This window comes from Galbibacter sp. L-19 (genome assembly GCF_056857615.1).
Map to the genome: position 1 here is coordinate 35,618 of NZ_JBSXNL010000047.1, position 15,259 is coordinate 50,876.

15 protein-coding genes are annotated in these 15,259 nt (G+C 32.8%); 4 read left to right on the forward strand and 11 right to left on the reverse strand.

Features of this window, described 5'->3' with window-relative positions:
* The first annotated feature begins 70 nt into the window (after positions 1 to 70).
* Positions 71 to 1,036, forward strand: coding sequence for a PorP/SprF family type IX secretion system membrane protein (locus tag AC13CQ_RS06580; protein ID WP_008611514.1), 966 nt, complete (start codon positions 71 to 73; stop codon positions 1,034 to 1,036).
* Between the two features lie 46 nt (positions 1,037 to 1,082).
* On the opposite strand, the gene AC13CQ_RS06585 is transcribed toward AC13CQ_RS06580, so the two are convergent.
* From AC13CQ_RS06585 to AC13CQ_RS06600, 4 genes are all read right to left on the reverse strand, one after another.
* Positions 1,083 to 1,916: an alpha/beta hydrolase gene (locus AC13CQ_RS06585; protein ID WP_474507705.1), complete on the reverse strand. Its 834-nt coding sequence runs from the start codon at positions 1,914 to 1,916 to the stop codon at positions 1,083 to 1,085.
* Positions 1,917 to 2,122: 206 nt separating this feature from the next.
* Positions 2,123 to 3,154, reverse strand: a complete 1,032-nt coding sequence (locus tag AC13CQ_RS06590; RefSeq protein ID WP_474506877.1) for a glycosyltransferase family 9 protein — start codon at positions 3,152 to 3,154, stop codon at positions 2,123 to 2,125.
* Positions 3,155 to 3,276: 122 nt separating this feature from the next.
* Positions 3,277 to 4,011: a hypothetical protein gene (locus AC13CQ_RS06595; RefSeq protein WP_008611517.1), complete on the reverse strand. Its 735-nt coding sequence runs from the start codon at positions 4,009 to 4,011 to the stop codon at positions 3,277 to 3,279.
* A 7-nt stretch (positions 4,012 to 4,018) separates the two neighbouring features.
* Positions 4,019 to 4,618, reverse strand: a complete 600-nt coding sequence (locus tag AC13CQ_RS06600; RefSeq protein ID WP_008611518.1) for a DUF4254 domain-containing protein — start codon at positions 4,616 to 4,618, stop codon at positions 4,019 to 4,021.
* A gap of 95 nt (positions 4,619 to 4,713) precedes the next feature.
* Between AC13CQ_RS06600 and upp the strand changes: the two genes are divergently transcribed.
* Complete coding sequence (gene upp / locus AC13CQ_RS06605; protein WP_335587949.1) at positions 4,714 to 5,370, forward strand: uracil phosphoribosyltransferase; 657 nt, start codon at positions 4,714 to 4,716, stop codon at positions 5,368 to 5,370.
* Here upp and AC13CQ_RS06610 read toward each other — a convergent pair.
* Entirely contained in the window at positions 5,359 to 6,282 is a 924-nt protein-coding gene (locus tag AC13CQ_RS06610) for a DUF6427 family protein (RefSeq protein ID WP_474506876.1), read from the reverse strand. The genes upp and AC13CQ_RS06610 overlap by 12 nt on opposite strands.
* Before the next feature lie 48 nt (positions 6,283 to 6,330).
* Here AC13CQ_RS06610 and AC13CQ_RS06615 point away from each other — a divergent pair, with 48 nt between their 5' ends.
* Positions 6,331 to 6,540 carry a DUF6341 family protein gene (locus tag AC13CQ_RS06615; RefSeq protein WP_008611521.1) on the forward strand — a complete coding sequence of 70 codons (210 nt, stop codon included), beginning with the start codon at positions 6,331 to 6,333 and terminating at the stop codon, positions 6,538 to 6,540.
* Positions 6,541 to 6,625: 85 nt separating this feature from the next.
* Here AC13CQ_RS06615 and AC13CQ_RS06620 read toward each other — a convergent pair whose 3' ends face one another.
* The 4 genes from AC13CQ_RS06620 to AC13CQ_RS06635 form a co-directional block, all read right to left on the reverse strand.
* Complete coding sequence (locus AC13CQ_RS06620) at positions 6,626 to 7,696, reverse strand: hypothetical protein (protein WP_474506875.1); 1,071 nt, start codon at positions 7,694 to 7,696, stop codon at positions 6,626 to 6,628.
* Between the two features lie 5 nt (positions 7,697 to 7,701).
* The gene (locus tag AC13CQ_RS06625) at positions 7,702 to 9,393 is read right to left on the reverse strand and encodes a DUF6909 family protein (protein WP_008611523.1); all 1,692 of its coding nucleotides are present in this window, start codon (positions 9,391 to 9,393) and stop codon (positions 7,702 to 7,704) included.
* 227 nt (positions 9,394 to 9,620) lie between these two features.
* On the reverse strand, positions 9,621 to 11,120 hold the full coding sequence (locus AC13CQ_RS06630; RefSeq protein WP_474506874.1) for a GH3 auxin-responsive promoter family protein: 1,500 nt from the start codon (positions 11,118 to 11,120) through the stop codon (positions 9,621 to 9,623).
* Positions 11,121 to 11,126: 6 nt separating this feature from the next.
* Positions 11,127 to 11,996 carry a M23 family metallopeptidase gene (locus AC13CQ_RS06635; RefSeq protein WP_040879527.1) on the reverse strand — a complete coding sequence of 290 codons (870 nt, stop codon included), beginning with the start codon at positions 11,994 to 11,996 and terminating at the stop codon, positions 11,127 to 11,129.
* Positions 11,997 to 12,178: 182 nt separating this feature from the next.
* Between AC13CQ_RS06635 and tatA the strand changes: the two genes are divergently transcribed.
* Positions 12,179 to 12,376, forward strand: a complete 198-nt coding sequence (gene tatA / locus AC13CQ_RS06640) for a twin-arginine translocase TatA/TatE family subunit (RefSeq protein ID WP_008611526.1) — start codon at positions 12,179 to 12,181, stop codon at positions 12,374 to 12,376.
* Positions 12,377 to 12,456: 80 nt separating this feature from the next.
* Here the strand turns inward: tatA and AC13CQ_RS06645 are convergent, their stop codons facing one another.
* Together AC13CQ_RS06645 and AC13CQ_RS06650 are read right to left on the reverse strand one after the other, a co-directional pair.
* Positions 12,457 to 13,464 carry a DUF4837 family protein gene (locus AC13CQ_RS06645; RefSeq protein WP_008611527.1) on the reverse strand — a complete coding sequence of 336 codons (1,008 nt, stop codon included), beginning with the start codon at positions 13,462 to 13,464 and terminating at the stop codon, positions 12,457 to 12,459.
* A 104-nt stretch (positions 13,465 to 13,568) separates the two neighbouring features.
* Positions 13,569 to 15,143: a LysM peptidoglycan-binding domain-containing protein gene (locus tag AC13CQ_RS06650; RefSeq protein WP_474506873.1), complete on the reverse strand. Its 1,575-nt coding sequence runs from the start codon at positions 15,141 to 15,143 to the stop codon at positions 13,569 to 13,571.
* Between the last annotated feature and the right edge of the window lie 116 nt (positions 15,144 to 15,259).

Genomic DNA, 15,259 nt, shown 5'->3' on the forward strand with positions numbered 1-15,259 from the left:
AAAAATTGATAAGACTCAAACAGAATTATTTTTTGTTTGAGTCTCATCATGATAAAAATTTTAAAATAAAATGAAAAAGTATCTTTTTATAATTGCAATAACGGTAGGCTTTTCTGTTAAAGCTCAGGAATTAACACTTCCTACATTTACACAATATTTAGCAGACAACGAATTTGTAATTTCCCCTACCTATGCCGGAATTGGAGATTATGTAAAAATACGAGGGAATGCCTTAACGCAATGGGTGGGTATTAATGATGCGCCAGATACCCAAACCCTTGTGGGAGATGTTCGTGTGGGCGATAAATCTGGGGTTGGTGCTTTGTTTTATAATGATAGAAATGGAAATACACAGCAAATGGGAGCGAGACTCTCTTTTGCTCACCACCTTACTTTAGACGAGTCTGAAGATCGTTTTTTGTCCTTTGGAATCTCCTATAATATTAATCAGTTTCGTTTAGATATTAATAATTTTGATGCGGATGGAGATGGTATTCCAGACAATACAGATCCTAGCATTACCGATAATCGTTCTACTACAAATCATAATTTTGATGTGGGAGTTTTATTAAGGAGTGGAGGTTTTTTTGCAAGTTTAAATGCTTCGAATATCTTAAATAAAGATTTAAATGTCTTTGCTATAAACGAACCTAATAGACTCAGAAATTATTATGTGTATTCTGGATATCGATTTAAAAAGAATATACGTTCTAATTTTGAATGGGAACCATCAGTGTTTTTTCAACTTTATGAAAGTGACGGAAGATCGAGTACCGATATCAACATGAAAGTTAGGTATTGGGACTTTGAGGATTATTATTGGGCAGGAATTAGCTACCGTTTCTTAAACGATCAATTTATGGATCCATTAAATGTTGGTCCTATGATTGGGATGAAAAAGGGAAGTTTTTACTTTGCTTATTCCTACCAAGTTATTCTCAACGAGATACAAGCGTACAGCACAGGAACCCACATGATTACCATTGGGGTAGATATTTTCCAAGGATTGGGTCCTTGCCGTTGTACAATGCGGTAGTTATGCTAGCAGGTAATAAAAGTGTTTAGTAAGGGTACTAAAACAGCTATTTCTTAGCTTTATTTAGTTCGGAGACTATACTTCTTACATTTTTAACAAGTAGTGGAAAGGCAGGTTCTGTCATTCCGTGTCCGTAACCATCCATTTCGTATAGGGTAGTATTTTTGTGTCCCGCAACTTTCATCATTCGCATTAAATAAGCATTTTCTTCATAGCGCCCTAGCATTTCCATTTCTCTATCGCCAGTAATTAATAATAATGGAGGAGCATCTGCTCGAACATGATATAAAGGAGCCAAACTATCAACTATAGGTTGTGTTCCTGGAATGCCACGTTCTTTTCTGATGGTAAAATGAGTAATTGCGTGTCCGCTAAATGGAATGAGTCCTGCAATAGCATTAGCATCTACATTAAATTTTTCCAAATACGATTTGTCTAAACCAATCATACTTGCTAAATAACCGCCTGCTGAATGTCCAGAAACAAATATGAGGGAAGAATTCCCTTTATAACCCTCAATATTTTTAAAAACCCATGCCACAGCAGCAGCTGCATCTTCAATGTATTTAGGCGATTTTACTTTTGGGTTTAAACGATAATTAACCCCAACAACTGCTATTCCTTTATTTTTTAGAGCTTCAGGTATTTCTTTAGCTCCACCTGTAAGTCCGCCACCATGAAACCAAACTACTGTTGGGTAGTTTTCTATGTTTGTAGGATAGTATAAATCTAGCACACAGCGTTCGTTAATATAGGCATCCGAAGCATTTGTAGCGGCATCATAGTATTGAATATTGCTTTTAGTGGTATAGGTTGTCTCTTGTGCTAAAAGAGAAGTAATATTCAGTAGTAAAAAAAGAGAAACAACTATTTTTTTCATTGTGGTTGATTTTTAATCCCTCATAGAGGGTTTTATTTCCCAGAGCCTGTCCTGAGTTTACCGAAGGGCTCTAAGTCTAAATGGATTAAATTATTTTCTTTTCAATACCTCGTAGCTTGCCTCGAGGTAGTTGATTTTGTATTTTAATCAATAATCTCGATGTAGAGCCCTTTGGAAAGCTTAGAATTAAGTCCATGAGGTATTGATTAGGGTTTTAAAACCTCTTCTATTTTATTAATAATATGCTGAGGTAATATAGTTCTCATAACCTCTTTATAATCTTCTGGGGCTTTATTTCCATAGATAGAGGTTGGAATAAGCGGGTACTTTTCTTTATCAGAAAGTAAGGCATATTCCTTAGGTTGTTTGTAAGGATAAAATCCAGCGTATGGGTGCGTAACGCCCCAAAGTGTAATTACTTTTACCCCATACATTGCTGCTAAGTGTCCGTTGCCACTATCCATAGAGAGCATTAAATCTAAGTGAGCAATGAGTTGTAATTCTTCTTCAAACGTAATTTTTTTGAAAGTAAAAACGGTATTTGGATAGGCTGTGCTTAACCTTTCTAATTCAGATTCATCTTTAGGCCCTCCAAATAGAATAATTTTAAAAAAGTTGGTTTTTGAGAGGTACTCAATAACCTGTTCCATTAAGTCTATCGGATACATTTTTGTATCAAAAAAAGCAAAAGGGGCAATACCAACCCATTTTTTGGAGTCTCTTCCTAGTAAATCATAAATTTTGGAGGGTAAATCGGGGTTTTTAGGAACAATATCTTTTGAAAGGTCTACTTGGCAGCCTAAAGCTCTAAAAACAGCTGCATAACGCTCTATGGTAGTTTTAAGAGGTTTAAATTCTTTCCCCGCAACTAAATTCCTCTTTTCAGTTCTTCCTTTATCAATAGTTTTTGAAGAAACATTTTTCAGTTTAAAAAGAGATTTAATTACAGTGCTTCGAAGAGAGCCGTGTAAATCGGCAATTTCAGTATAATTATTTTCTTTTATTTCTGAATAAAATTTTAGTAAGCCTTTAAAACCTTTATGTTTTCCACGAATGTGAGCAGTTACCACATCCACACCTTTTACCGTTTCAAAAACAGGTTTTAAAAATGCCTTGGTAGCAACGGTAATTTTGATGTTTTTATTTTGCTGAAGCACACACCTAAGTACGGGCACAGCAATAGCGGCATCACCAATGTCCGAAAAACGGATTACTAATATATGTTTTGTAGGATTCATTTTACTCGATAATCGAGGTTTTTATGTTTCATAGCCTGCCCTGAGTTAACGAAGGACTTAGGTAAAATATTTTTCAGTTTTTCTAATCCCTCTGGTTTGCTTCCAGATAGTTTACTAGGATCTTATTTCCAATAATTGGCTACCCATTTTGCAGGGCGTACGTATCGATACCATTTCCCACGACCTCCTTTGATTGCTTTATGCGGATTTATTTCCCCATGAAAAATAATAATTTTTGCGCCTTCAGGGATTTCTGGAACTTTCCAAAATGCAAACGGAATCCTAGAAACACAATCATATTTATAACTTGGGCACCATTCGGTTGGCCAATAATTTAATAATCCTTTTTCATGAACTGCCCACGAAAGGTATTCTTGCTCATTTCGATGGTCTTTTCTTATAGTATCGAAATTTTCAACAAAATAATCGTAAACATAACCATGTTTGCCAATTTCAAACCGATAAACCGATGAGTTTCCTGTAATTCGCCATTGTTTGTTATAATCTTTAATAATCATAAAGGCGTTATCATCTTCAAAAAAACAATCGATATTATCTACAATAACTACATCTAAATCTAAAAATAAAGCGGTTCCTTGTAATCCATAAAGGTCTTCTTTTAGCGTAGTTAGCTTTTTCCACATCCGCTCAGGAAGGTTGGAGTTTATTTTAACTTCTGGAATGGGAAAACATTTAATATCTTCATCAATTCCAGTTTCATCATCTGTAAAACAAACCATGGTAAAAGGGAGCGTTAAATTGCGCTTTACCATACTGTGCAAACGGTTTACATAGGTAGCATCGTAAAGTGTACCCCACTTCATGCAAAAAATATGAATGTCTTTTTTATTACTCATCTTTAGTTTATTTCTTGTAAAGTACAGGGTTTAAGTTTTCGTCGTTGTACATTTTCATCTGTTTGTACACTTTCATATATTTTTTCCCTGTTTCTATATCATTTAAAAGCTGATCAATAGCCAATGAAAGGTCTTTTTTTTGTTCTAGGAGAATTGTTAGCTTTTCTTGACATTGTTTTTTATGATTTTCTGAAGCATCGGCACGCGTAACTTCTTCTTTCATATGATAAATTTTCAATGCCAAAATTGAAAGTCGGTCAATAGCCCAAGCAGGACTTTCCGAATTGATGGTAGCATCGGGTTGTACAGAAACGTCTTTATATTTCTGAAGAAAATAACTATCAATATATTCTACCGTATCGGTCCGATCTTGATTTGATGCATCTATTTTTCGTTTCAATACCAAGGCTTCTTTCTCATTAATATTTGGATCACGAATAATATCTTCGTAGTGCCACTGTACGGTATCAATCCAATTTTTGCGGTATAAAAGATGGGATATATCATCTTTTGGATACGGATTTTCAAAGGGTTGATTTACCGTATCTTTTATATGATAGGTAAGAATACTCTCTTCAAAAATTTTAAAAGCAAGTTCGCTAAACATTCAATTTTTACTTTAAACCACAAATATACTTATTTAAAGACGGATGAATTTAGAGAATGTGTAAATTTGAGAGAAGAATTAAAAGAATTGTTTTGATGAAGGTCCATAATTTAAGTGAAACAAACTCTGTTGTTAATCATTTTTTAGCTGAAATAAGAAATGTCAACATTCAAAATGATAGGATGCGTTTTAGAAGAAACATTGAGCGTATTGGAGAAATTTTAGCTTATGAAATGAGTAAAAGTTTACATTTTTCTTCGGAAGAAATACAGACTCCATTGTCAGAAATTAAAGCAAACTTGATTGATGACAAGGTAGTTGTTTGTTCTATTTTGCGTGCAGGGGTTCCGTTGCACAACGGAATTTTAAATTATTTTGATTGGGTAGATTCTTCATTTATATCTGCATATCGTTATCATATTTCAGAAACAGAATTTGAAATTAATGTGGAGTACCTTGCTTCACAAAACTTAGATAATAAAGTGCTTATTCTGGCCGACCCAATGCTGGCAACTGGACAATCATTATTGGCAACTTTTGAAGCACTCACAAAGGTGGGCTTACCTAAAGAAGTGCACATAATTTCTGTTATTGCTGCACAGCCAGGCATAGATTTTTTAAAAGATAAACTTCCACAGGAAACTCAGCTTTGGATTGGCGCTATTGATGAGAAGTTAAATGATAAGGGTTATATTGTTCCAGGCCTTGGCGACGCTGGAGATCTAGCCTATGGAGAAAAGCTACAAAAATAAAATTATAAAAGGCAAGATTATAAAAGACCACAAAAAGATCTCTTTTATCCATAGTTTTTTAATATTCTCCACATTTTTTGCAATAATTATGGAGAGTGGAAAAATGGAAAATATAACTTCAGAAGTGTTTGCACTTTCCGAAATTATAGCCACTAAAATTGCTAAGATGAGCATGAGAAAAATTAAAATCCCAGGAACTCTAGTAACAAAAGACTTGCTTTGCTTCCTTAAAAAAAATGCTATAGTGCTCCAAATCCCCATTACACAAATAAATAGTAGCGGAATGATATAACGGATGTCTTCATATTTTTCTATGGTAAATTCTGGCGCAAAATAAACTAAGGAATAGAATTTTTCTAGATGATTTGTTAGGTAATAAAAAGTGAATGCCAACACAAGAACTACCGATAATGCTACAAATGGAATAAGTAAATTTCGATAATCATTTTTTTTATAAAGAAAAATTCCAGCAAAAACTAATAGAATAAATAGTAGCGACCAGCTATAAAAAAAAGTGGCGACAAATACCCAAAGAGAGGCATCAAAAATTTTAATTTCTATATCTCTATTTGAACGAATACTAACCAATCTTCTAAAAGACATTAAAATAAACACATTGGATATAAGAAGATTTGTTTGGTTAAATATCTTTGTAAACAAACAGAATATCAGAACAAAGAAAAATAAAGTAAAAGAATTACTCTTTGTCAAAAAGTTTTTTCTGTTAATAAAATCAATTAAAAATAAAGAGGTTATTATGATGATAAGTGACTGAAACAGTTTGATTAAAACCTCTAACGTAAACGGCACTTCTAAATACAAAAAAAAGCCTCCAATAAGAAATAAGGAGATAAAAACACAAAGAATTATGAAGTTTATAGGATTAGTTCTTTCAAAAATGCTTGATATCATGTCAGGTTTTTGTATTTTTGCGCTGTAAATTTAATATATCTTTTACTGATGAGTGACTTTTTCTATGGTATTCAGGATTTATTTGAGAACGTTTTGTTCATTCCTTTAGATGCTTTACGCTTTTTAAACAGTTGGTGGTTGTCAAACATAATCAATTGTATTTTTATAACTATTGGTTTCATTGCTTTCTTTTATTGGATGAAACAAATGAAAATATATAGTGAAGAAGAAAAGGATACTTACAAGACTATTCAATAAGAATTAATAATACCTTATTTTTCGATATAAAAAAATCCTATCAAATTTAATTTGATAGGATTTTTTAGTGTTTATATGTTTGCTATTATTTTTTATGTTGTTCAGCAGCATACTCTTTCAAGAATTTATTTAATTCTAATAAAGATAAGCCAAGTAAAACAAGTCCTAATAAAGTAATAGGAAGTAAAAACATATATCTTTTAAAGATGCTTTTGGCCTCTACACCCCTTCTTGGGAAGTCTGAAATAACATTTACAATTTCAGATTTATTAGCTCTTTCTTCGTTTAATTGAACCAAGTCTTGTTTTATTAAATCAACTTGTTTAATTAAAGCAAGTTCTTTATTTTGTTCTGTATTTCCACCTTCACCTAAACTAATACTGGTTCCTTGCATAGGTTTATCAGCTTCTTTCTCCATAACTCTTTTATACAAGCCTTGTAAAGAGTCTATTTCAACAAGCTGTCTCTTTAAGATACTATCTTGCATGGTTAAGTTAAGTTCTCGAATATTCTTTTGAACCTTGAAATAATCATTTCTAGAGATAGATTGAATAATTGGCCTTTGGATTTTTTTAGCAACTCTACTATCCGTAGCTTTTACAATAACAGTATGGAAACGAGCATCAAAAGAATTAAAGTTTTCTAGATACTTCTCCATATCAATAGCTTTCTGCGTGGTGGTATCTAAGCTTCTTACAAATTCGTCAAATAATTTTACTTTTTGATTTTCATCAGAATAAGATTCTGCTTCAATCTCTTTAATACTAGCAGCCTCATGGACATCAATTTCAAAAGCCTCAGCCAATGCTACAGAGTCTTCAGCTTCTGCTAATTCATTATAAAAATTTATATTATTATAAAGCTGTTGTACACTTTGGAAGTTTGGTTCTAAAACCATAGTAGAAACGTAAACAGGCTCTTTTCTATAATCTAAATAGCCTCCAATTACTACTCCAATTACACCTGCAATTATAAATTTAATAATGTGTAGTTGGATAAAAAGCAAGAAGGCAATTATGATTCCAAAAATGCCTTTAATAATGTTTCCGATAAAATTGAAGAATTTGCGAAATCCATCTCCAATCATTTTGAAAAGTTGTCCTAAATCTATTTCCTCGGAATTGTTGTTCTGGTTAGGTTGAACATTCTCGCTCATGCTAGTTAGTTGTTTTTAAAAATTTGTTCTAAAATCTTTTTCGTTATTAAATAAGTAGGCTTTACACCCGTAATTCCTAATCCACCAGATGCTAAGGTACTTCCCGTTTCTAAAGGATTATCTGAAGCGTAATAAGCGTAACGCACTTTTACATCTTCAGAAATGCTCTTTCTAATTTTAGAAGCAGATTGTATAGCTTTTTGATAATGTGCTCCTTCCATTTCTAAACCAATTACATTCCAAGTACTATCGTAAAAGAACTTTAAAATATCCTTATTCTGAAGCGAAGTTCCTAGAACACTAATCATAGTTCCTTCAAACACTTGTAAACCATTTCCTTCAAAATCTTTGGCACATAATTCGTTTTTAAAAGGATAATTATCTGCCGTTCCCTCAAAAATATGCGCGCTAGGAATCATTAAATCTCCTTTTCCTCCTTCTAAAATCCCAGCTTTTCCCATTATAGATACCGAATCTATATTTAAAAATTCTTTATCTTCTCCTTTAGCTTTATAGGGTTTTAAAAGCTCATCAATGGTTTCATAAGCTTGCTCTCCAAAAGCATAATCCATTACAAAAAGAACAGGCATCTGATCTTTTTCAATGTTGCTGTCAAAAGTAAAATTTATTTTGTCAAAATCAATCTTTGAGGTGTCAAAAATTTGAACATCTATATTGGTGCCAGATGTATCGTCAATACTAATCATACCATTCTTTTCGGCAAAAGCTTTTACTTTCCCTCTTAGAAAAGAACTTTCTGGCTGACTCAACATCTCGTAAACGTCATAATCGTTTTTCTGACTACTAAATTCTTTCTTTAAAACTGCCGAGGCGAATAAAGAATTCATCACACTGTGCATGTTGGCACTTATAATATGAATAGGGCGGTGTAGGATATTATTTTTTTTAAGAATTTTTTTTATGTTGTTGGCCCAAATTTCTCCGTGAATATGGTGACCTAAACGTTCTCTTAATACAGGACTGAAAGTGATGGTTCTTTTATTACCATCTATTAATTCTTCCAGAGCAATTTTTCCCATCCAATACACAATTTCTAAAAATCTTTCGGGGCTGTCTTTGATGGAGAATAATTTATGAGCTGCTAAGCATTCTTCAAAAGTTCTTCCTAAAATACTTGCTGCATGGCTAAGTGCTATTTCTCTTTCAGGCTGTGTAAGTTTATTTTTTAAAACTGCTTCTTCTAACTTCTGCCAATCTCTAATAGTTTGCCCAGATTCTTCTATAAAAACATTATCGGCAATTTTATGAGATTCAATAAATAGAAATGTAAGATGTGTTAAAATATCGTAGATGTCTGAGCGCCCTCTTGTAATCTCAATATTCATTTGGTCGTTGTCAATGCGGTAGCAATTTCTCCTCCTTTTCGGTGGAATAATTACCTTAAAACTAGAATTTTTGTATCCCTCTTCCGAAGTTAAATTTATATATCTGCATTGTTCTATCCCAATAGGAAGCCTATCAAGAATATAAACCAACCCATTAAGTTCTACTTTTTCTTCTGCAACAGAACCGTAGATTTCTGGACGTAATTGTAATAAAGATTCTCGTAATGTTTCTCCAGACACTCCCATTGGTTTGTAAAAACCACGATTAAATAGGTGTCTCATAGCGATATACATTCGCTCTATTGCTCCTGAAGATTCTTGAGCTCTTGTTCTAGATTTTATTTTACTCATAAGATATTTTACTGAGCAAAAATACAAGTTCTTTTTGAAATTACTTATTTTTTGTGCAGATAAGCTTCATTTTATGAAGTATAATGCTTATGAAAGCGAAAATTAACTCTCTCAATTCCTTATAAAGAGTTTTTTGTTTAAAGTCTGCCTTTATTTTATTGAAAGCTTAACATCAATTAAATATGATTTTTTGAAGCAAGAAATTAAGTCATTAGAATGATAATTTTTTATCTTTTTATAAATTCTTCTAAAGCATCAGCAATTTTTCTGTCGTTGGCAAGGCGTTGTATTTTATTTTGCCCCCCAAGTTTTCCTTTAGATTTCATAAAATTGGTAAAAGCGCCAGAATCAAGACTTGTAATTTTTAATTGCTGAAGTACTTTTCCTTGAATTAAATCAAAATAATAGCTGTTTTGCTGTTGTAGTGTTTCGTCTATTTTTTTTGCAAAACCCTCCATATCGGATGGTTTTTCTTCAAATTCAATAAACCATTCATGGTAAGGTAATTCGTTGTTTTCTGGATTAATCTGTGGTGCAACCGTAAACTCATTTATAGAAGCTCCAAATGCTTGAATAGCTTCTCGCATGGACTGTTCTACTTCTTTTGCAATAACATGTTCCCCAAAGGCAGATATAAAATGTTTTATTCTCCCAGAAACAATAACTCTGTATGGTTTTAATGAAGTAAATTGTATGGTATCTCCAACATTATAACTCCATAAACCAGCGTTTGTAGAAATTATCATAACATAATTTACATGGAGTTCAACCTCTTTAATAGTTAGTCTTATTGCAGCTTCCGAATTAAAGTCGTCTGCTTTTATAAACTCGTAGAAAATCCCAGAATTTAGTAATAATAGCATTCCTTTTTCACGCTGAGAATCTTGATAAGCAAAAAAACCTTCACTAGCAGGGAAGAGTTCAATGCTGTCTACTTTTCTTCCTATTAAAGCTTCAAACTTTGCTCTATAAGGCTCAAAATTTACACCACCATAAATAAAGAGATTGAAGTTTTTAAATACATCTCCTACTTTTTTTGAGGTTTTCTGCTGAATTCTCTCAAAGTACATTTGCACCCACGAAGGAATTCCACTAATTACCGTCATATTTTCTGGGAGCGTCTCTTCTACAATAGCATCTACTTTGGTTTCCCAATCTTCAATTTTATTTGTTTCCCAGCTAGGGAGTCTATTTTTCTGAAGATACCCAGGTACGTAATGTGCTACAATTCCAGATAATCGTCCGAGTTTAATTCCGTTTTTCTCGTCTAATACGGGACTTCCTTGTAAGAAAATCATTTTACCATCTACAAAATCAGCGTTTCCTGTTTCATAAATGTAATTTAGAATAGCATTTCTTGCTGCTTCAATATGATGCGGCATGGAATCTTTAGTAATAGGAATGTATTTAGCTCCAGAGGTGGTTCCAGATGTTTTTGCAAAATAAGCAGGCTTTTCTGGCCATAAAATGTTTTCTTCGCCTTTTACAACACGCTCAATATAGGGTTTTAATTCTTCGTAATCTCTAACAGGAACTCGCTTAGCAAAATCAGAAAAGGATTCAATTTTCTCAAAATTATGATCTTTACCAAATTGTGTGTTTTTTGCTCCTTCAATTAACGCTTTGAAAACTTTTTGTTGTGTTTCCACAGGAGAATTAATCCACTTTTGGTTTTTATAGTGTATATATTTGGCAAATATTTTGGCAGCAAATGCTTTTAGTGACATATAGTTTTATTCAAAATCGATATAATCGGTTGGGTTAACAGGGTACCCTTCGCTCCATAATTCAAAATGTAGATGAGGTCCAGTGGTAAGTTCTCCTGTATTTCCTATAATAGCAATAACTTCACCAGCTTTAACTTGATCGCCTTGACTTACACTTAAAGACGAATTGTGTTTATAAACCGAAATTAAACCAGAACCATGTTCTATTATACATACATAACCCGTTTCTGCGGTCCATTCTGCAAAAATAACCATTCCATCGGCAACCGATTTTATGGGGGTGTTTTTTGGAGCTAGAATATCTATTGCGTAATGTTTTTCTTTGGCATTGTATTGTTGAGATAGCGTCCCGTTTACTGGAGGAAATAGCACATAATCTGAAGTAGCAGAAGCCGATTCAAATAAATTGTATTTATCTTCATTAGCAACACGTTCTCTTAGGAGCGAATCTTGTTTGTTTGGTAATAGGCTTATTTGAGACGTATCTCTTCTAACTTCCTCTAATAAAGAGTCTTTATGAATTTCTTGAGTGTTAATCTCTCCTTTTAATACTTTTTGAATTTTATCGTAATATAATTCGTTTGCTCTAAGTTGTGCGGTTAAAGAATCTGCTTTATACGTAAGATCCATAGCGGTTCTTTTTAAAGAGGTAGAAGAATAACCTGGGATGTATTCTCGTAAAGGAGTAAAAGCAATTAAAATTGTTGTAAAAGCAATGATGAAAACAGAAAATAGTGTCCCCAATACAAAAACATTTAACCTGTTTAATTTAAATGAAAGCTTTTCTTCAAAAGTATCTTCATTTAAAATAACAAGTCTATACTTGTGGAGCAGTTTTTTTTTAATCTGCTTTCTTTTCTTTCTTTTTTTATTCATCATCACTAGCAAATATAAATATTAGGACGTTACAATGCTTTCTGTTTACAGATATTTGTTTTTTTTTAACGTGAAAAACCTCTTTACTATAAGTCGCAAAGTGGTAAAAGTGACGATTTTAAGAAAAAATATGATTTATTGTATACATTTCTTATTACATTTGTTTTCTAAAATTTATTAAAATGATATCATTAAACATTTTTCTAGGGATGATTGGCCCATGGCAAATAGCAATAGTAGTTATTTTAGTACTGTTATTGTTTGGAGGTAAGAAAATACCTGAATTAATGCGTGGACTAGGAAGCGGTATCAAAGAGTTTAAAGATGCCTCAAAAGAAGACGAAGAGCCTACAGTTGATCAGAAAAAAGAGAATATCTAATATTCTTTTTAAAATAAGATTAATCAAAAAGCCCATTTGTATCAATACAAATGGGCTTTTTGATGTTATAAAGTTATCTTTTATTCTGATTTTATTGCAAGATCCTTTTTAGGACTTGTAAATTTTAGTGTTTTTAATACAGCTTCCAGTTCAAACATATAATCTCTTTTATTGGTTGAAGGAGCAAAAGTAAAACCTTCTAAAACTAATAAGCGATTATTAGGTTTGTCTGTAACAATGTAATTTATAAAAGGTCCTGCCATAGCAAAGTTCTTAACTTCCCACATTCCTTTGGTTTCAATTGCTTTTCTTCCAGCAATTTCAGCATCAAACACATAAGGGGCATACGCTTTTTCAGTAATCATATACATACCTTCTCTTCTCCCTGGAATATATTTCTCTCCTATAGAATCTCTCATTTTAATAATGGCGTCTACACGGGTAGAATCGTCTGGAATACTATTTAAAGGCATTTCATATACCAAAATATTCATGGTTCCTTTACGGATTTGACGTTCTATCCAAAAGAAATTTCCTTCTTGCTTTGCTATTTTATAAATGGAAGGCATGGTTAAAGAAACTCCTAATTCTTCTGAAAGCGCAGTTTCTCTGTTCAAGGAACGGGTAAATCGTTCCTGACTTTCAAGAATATCATTCTTTTTAAAAGCATTTATAATTTGGGGAGCAGTTTCTGCTATTTTCTGAATGATTTCATCCTCTGTTGGAGCTTTAATAATCCCTACTTTTTGTGGCTTTGCATATAAATCTGTTCTTAGTCCAGCTACTTCCGCAGTATCTTTTTTTACTACTAAAACATTACGACTATTTCTAGTTGCTCCTGAAAAAACTTCAAACGGTATTTGATGTATAGTGAATAGAGGTTCTACCACAGGAAGTCCTAAAACTTCATCTGCATAATATTTCCGAATAGAATCGCCAACGCGACCATTCCACATATCGTTATCAATTACTATTGACAATGTATTGATGGCGCCAACAGAATTTGGAAGAAATTTTTCTTTTTTATCTTCTTTACATGAAAGAATCAATAAAAAGACCATAATTCCCATTAAAATTTTTTTCATCATTTTAGGTTTTAGTGTAATTAAACTTAATGAACACAACTTAACTTTTTAGTTTAAACACAAAGAGTTAAGATGAGTTCAATGTAAATACATCCTAATCTAGTGGATTAACATTTACAAAGAACCAGTTTTGTTCCTGGTTTTAATTTACTCCCACTAATATCGTTCCATTCTTGAATATTTTTAATAGAAATTCCAGGAAATTTATTTGCAATGCTCCAAAGTGAATCGCCATTTCGAACAATATATTCCTTGGAAGCGCTTGTTTTACTGGTTTTATTGCTAGTTGTAGCGATGGGTTTTTTAGGGTAAATAATTAGGCGTTGCCCAATACGAATATTGTTATTTCTTAATCCATTCCATCTTTTTAATTCGCTTACACGTACCCCATACTTTTCAGCAATTTTACCCAAAACATCACCACTTTTTACACGATACCTAATTTGATCGCTTGTTTCTACCAATTCTGGAAGGGGTTTTTCTCGTAATTTAAGCTCTTTATCCACACGTGCGTATATAGAATCTTCATTTGCTACAAATCTTCCGATAGCTTCTCTAGGGAGTCTTAAACTATAATTTTTATCATCTATAAGTGGAATAATATCGAGTTTATAGGATGGATTAAAGAATTGAACTTGCTCTCGGTCTATTTGTAGATACTCCGATATTTGATCAAATGTAATAAGTCTTTTTATTCTTATCGTATCTGTTTCAAAATAAGCAGCTCTCGTTTTATAATCTTCAAAACCATGTTCTTTAGCATATTCCATAATATACATAGTTGCTAAAAATGCTGGTACATATCCTGCAGTTTCTCTAGGTAGATACGTACGCAGATTCCAATAATTAGTAGAGCCCCCGCTTCTTCTAATTGCTTTATTTACATTTCCTGGGCCTGAGTTATAGGCGGCCAATGCTAAATCCCAGTCGCCAAACATTTCATAAAGCTTACCCAAATATTTACAAGCGGCATCTGTAGAGCGTATGGGGTCGCTACGTTCGTCAACATAACTGCTTACTTCTAACCCATATGCCTTCCCTGTTGGGTACATAAATTGCCAAATTCCTGTTGCGCCAACCCTAGATTTTGCTTTCGGATTTAAAGCAGACTCAATAACTGCTAAATATTTCATTTCTAGCGGGATATCATGGTTGTCTAAAGACTGCTCAAATAGAGGAAAATAAAACTGACTCCTAGCCATTACTCTTGTTAGAAAACCACGTTTATTCTTTAAAAACATTTTAATAACGCTTTCTAAAGACGGGTTGTACTCAACATTAAAAGGAGTTTTTTGGTTTAATTTAGCCAAACGAACTTTTAAGGTATCTGTAGGGAGGTCAATATAATCAACGGGTTCAAATTCTAAATTGGTAATATCTGTGTAGATAGTATCATACAAACCAGCATTTAGAAATTCATTCATCCAAATACTATCTATTTTTTTTGCCTCCGGATGGTCTGCATACCCATAGGGAATTATTTTTTCTTCAGCAATAACATATCGCTTTCCGTCTATTAGCACTGAATCTGTATCCTTAAGAATTTCTTGGTCAACAAGATTTAGGGAATCGCTAGAAATTTCTATTCCTTGTATATTCTTATGGAGATTACTTAAAGGTTGTTGGGCGAAGGCGGGGGAGCCAAAAGCGCTGAATAACAGTGCGGTAATAACTTGCTTCATCAATCAATATGGGTTTTCATTTAAACGAACAATTTGTAAAAATCGTATTTTTTTCATTTATAAACATATCAAATTTGTTAAAAAAATAAAGCCCTTCAATTTTGAAGAGCTTTAAG

Bases quoted from the DNA above. Each gene is read 5' to 3' on its own strand.
- AC13CQ_RS06645 (WP_008611527.1), bottom strand. From the start codon at position 13,464: ATGATGAAAAAAATTTTAATGGGAATTATGGTCTTTTTATTGATTCTT.
- AC13CQ_RS06620 (WP_474506875.1), bottom strand. From the start codon at position 7,696: ATGAGCGAGAATGTTCAACCTAACCAGAACAACAATTCCGAGGAAATA.
- AC13CQ_RS06600 (WP_008611518.1), bottom strand. From the start codon at position 4,618: ATGTTTAGCGAACTTGCTTTTAAAATTTTTGAAGAGAGTATTCTTACC.
- tatA (WP_008611526.1), top strand. From the start codon at position 12,179: ATGATATCATTAAACATTTTTCTAGGGATGATTGGCCCATGGCAAATA.
- AC13CQ_RS06580 (WP_008611514.1), top strand. From the start codon at position 71: ATGAAAAAGTATCTTTTTATAATTGCAATAACGGTAGGCTTTTCTGTT.
- AC13CQ_RS06590 (WP_474506877.1), bottom strand. From the start codon at position 3,154: ATGAATCCTACAAAACATATATTAGTAATCCGTTTTTCGGACATTGGT.
- AC13CQ_RS06595 (WP_008611517.1), bottom strand. From the start codon at position 4,011: ATGAGTAATAAAAAAGACATTCATATTTTTTGCATGAAGTGGGGTACA.
- AC13CQ_RS06630 (WP_474506874.1), bottom strand. From the start codon at position 11,120: ATGTCACTAAAAGCATTTGCTGCCAAAATATTTGCCAAATATATACAC.
- AC13CQ_RS06585 (WP_474507705.1), bottom strand. From the start codon at position 1,916: ATGAAAAAAATAGTTGTTTCTCTTTTTTTACTACTGAATATTACTTCT.
- AC13CQ_RS06615 (WP_008611521.1), top strand. From the start codon at position 6,331: ATGAGTGACTTTTTCTATGGTATTCAGGATTTATTTGAGAACGTTTTG.
- AC13CQ_RS06650 (WP_474506873.1), bottom strand. From the start codon at position 15,143: ATGAAGCAAGTTATTACCGCACTGTTATTCAGCGCTTTTGGCTCCCCC.
- AC13CQ_RS06610 (WP_474506876.1), bottom strand. From the start codon at position 6,282: ATGATATCAAGCATTTTTGAAAGAACTAATCCTATAAACTTCATAATT.
- AC13CQ_RS06625 (WP_008611523.1), bottom strand. From the start codon at position 9,393: ATGAGTAAAATAAAATCTAGAACAAGAGCTCAAGAATCTTCAGGAGCA.
- upp (WP_335587949.1), top strand. From the start codon at position 4,714: ATGAAGGTCCATAATTTAAGTGAAACAAACTCTGTTGTTAATCATTTT.
- AC13CQ_RS06635 (WP_040879527.1), bottom strand. From the start codon at position 11,996: ATGAATAAAAAAAGAAAGAAAAGAAAGCAGATTAAAAAAAAACTGCTC.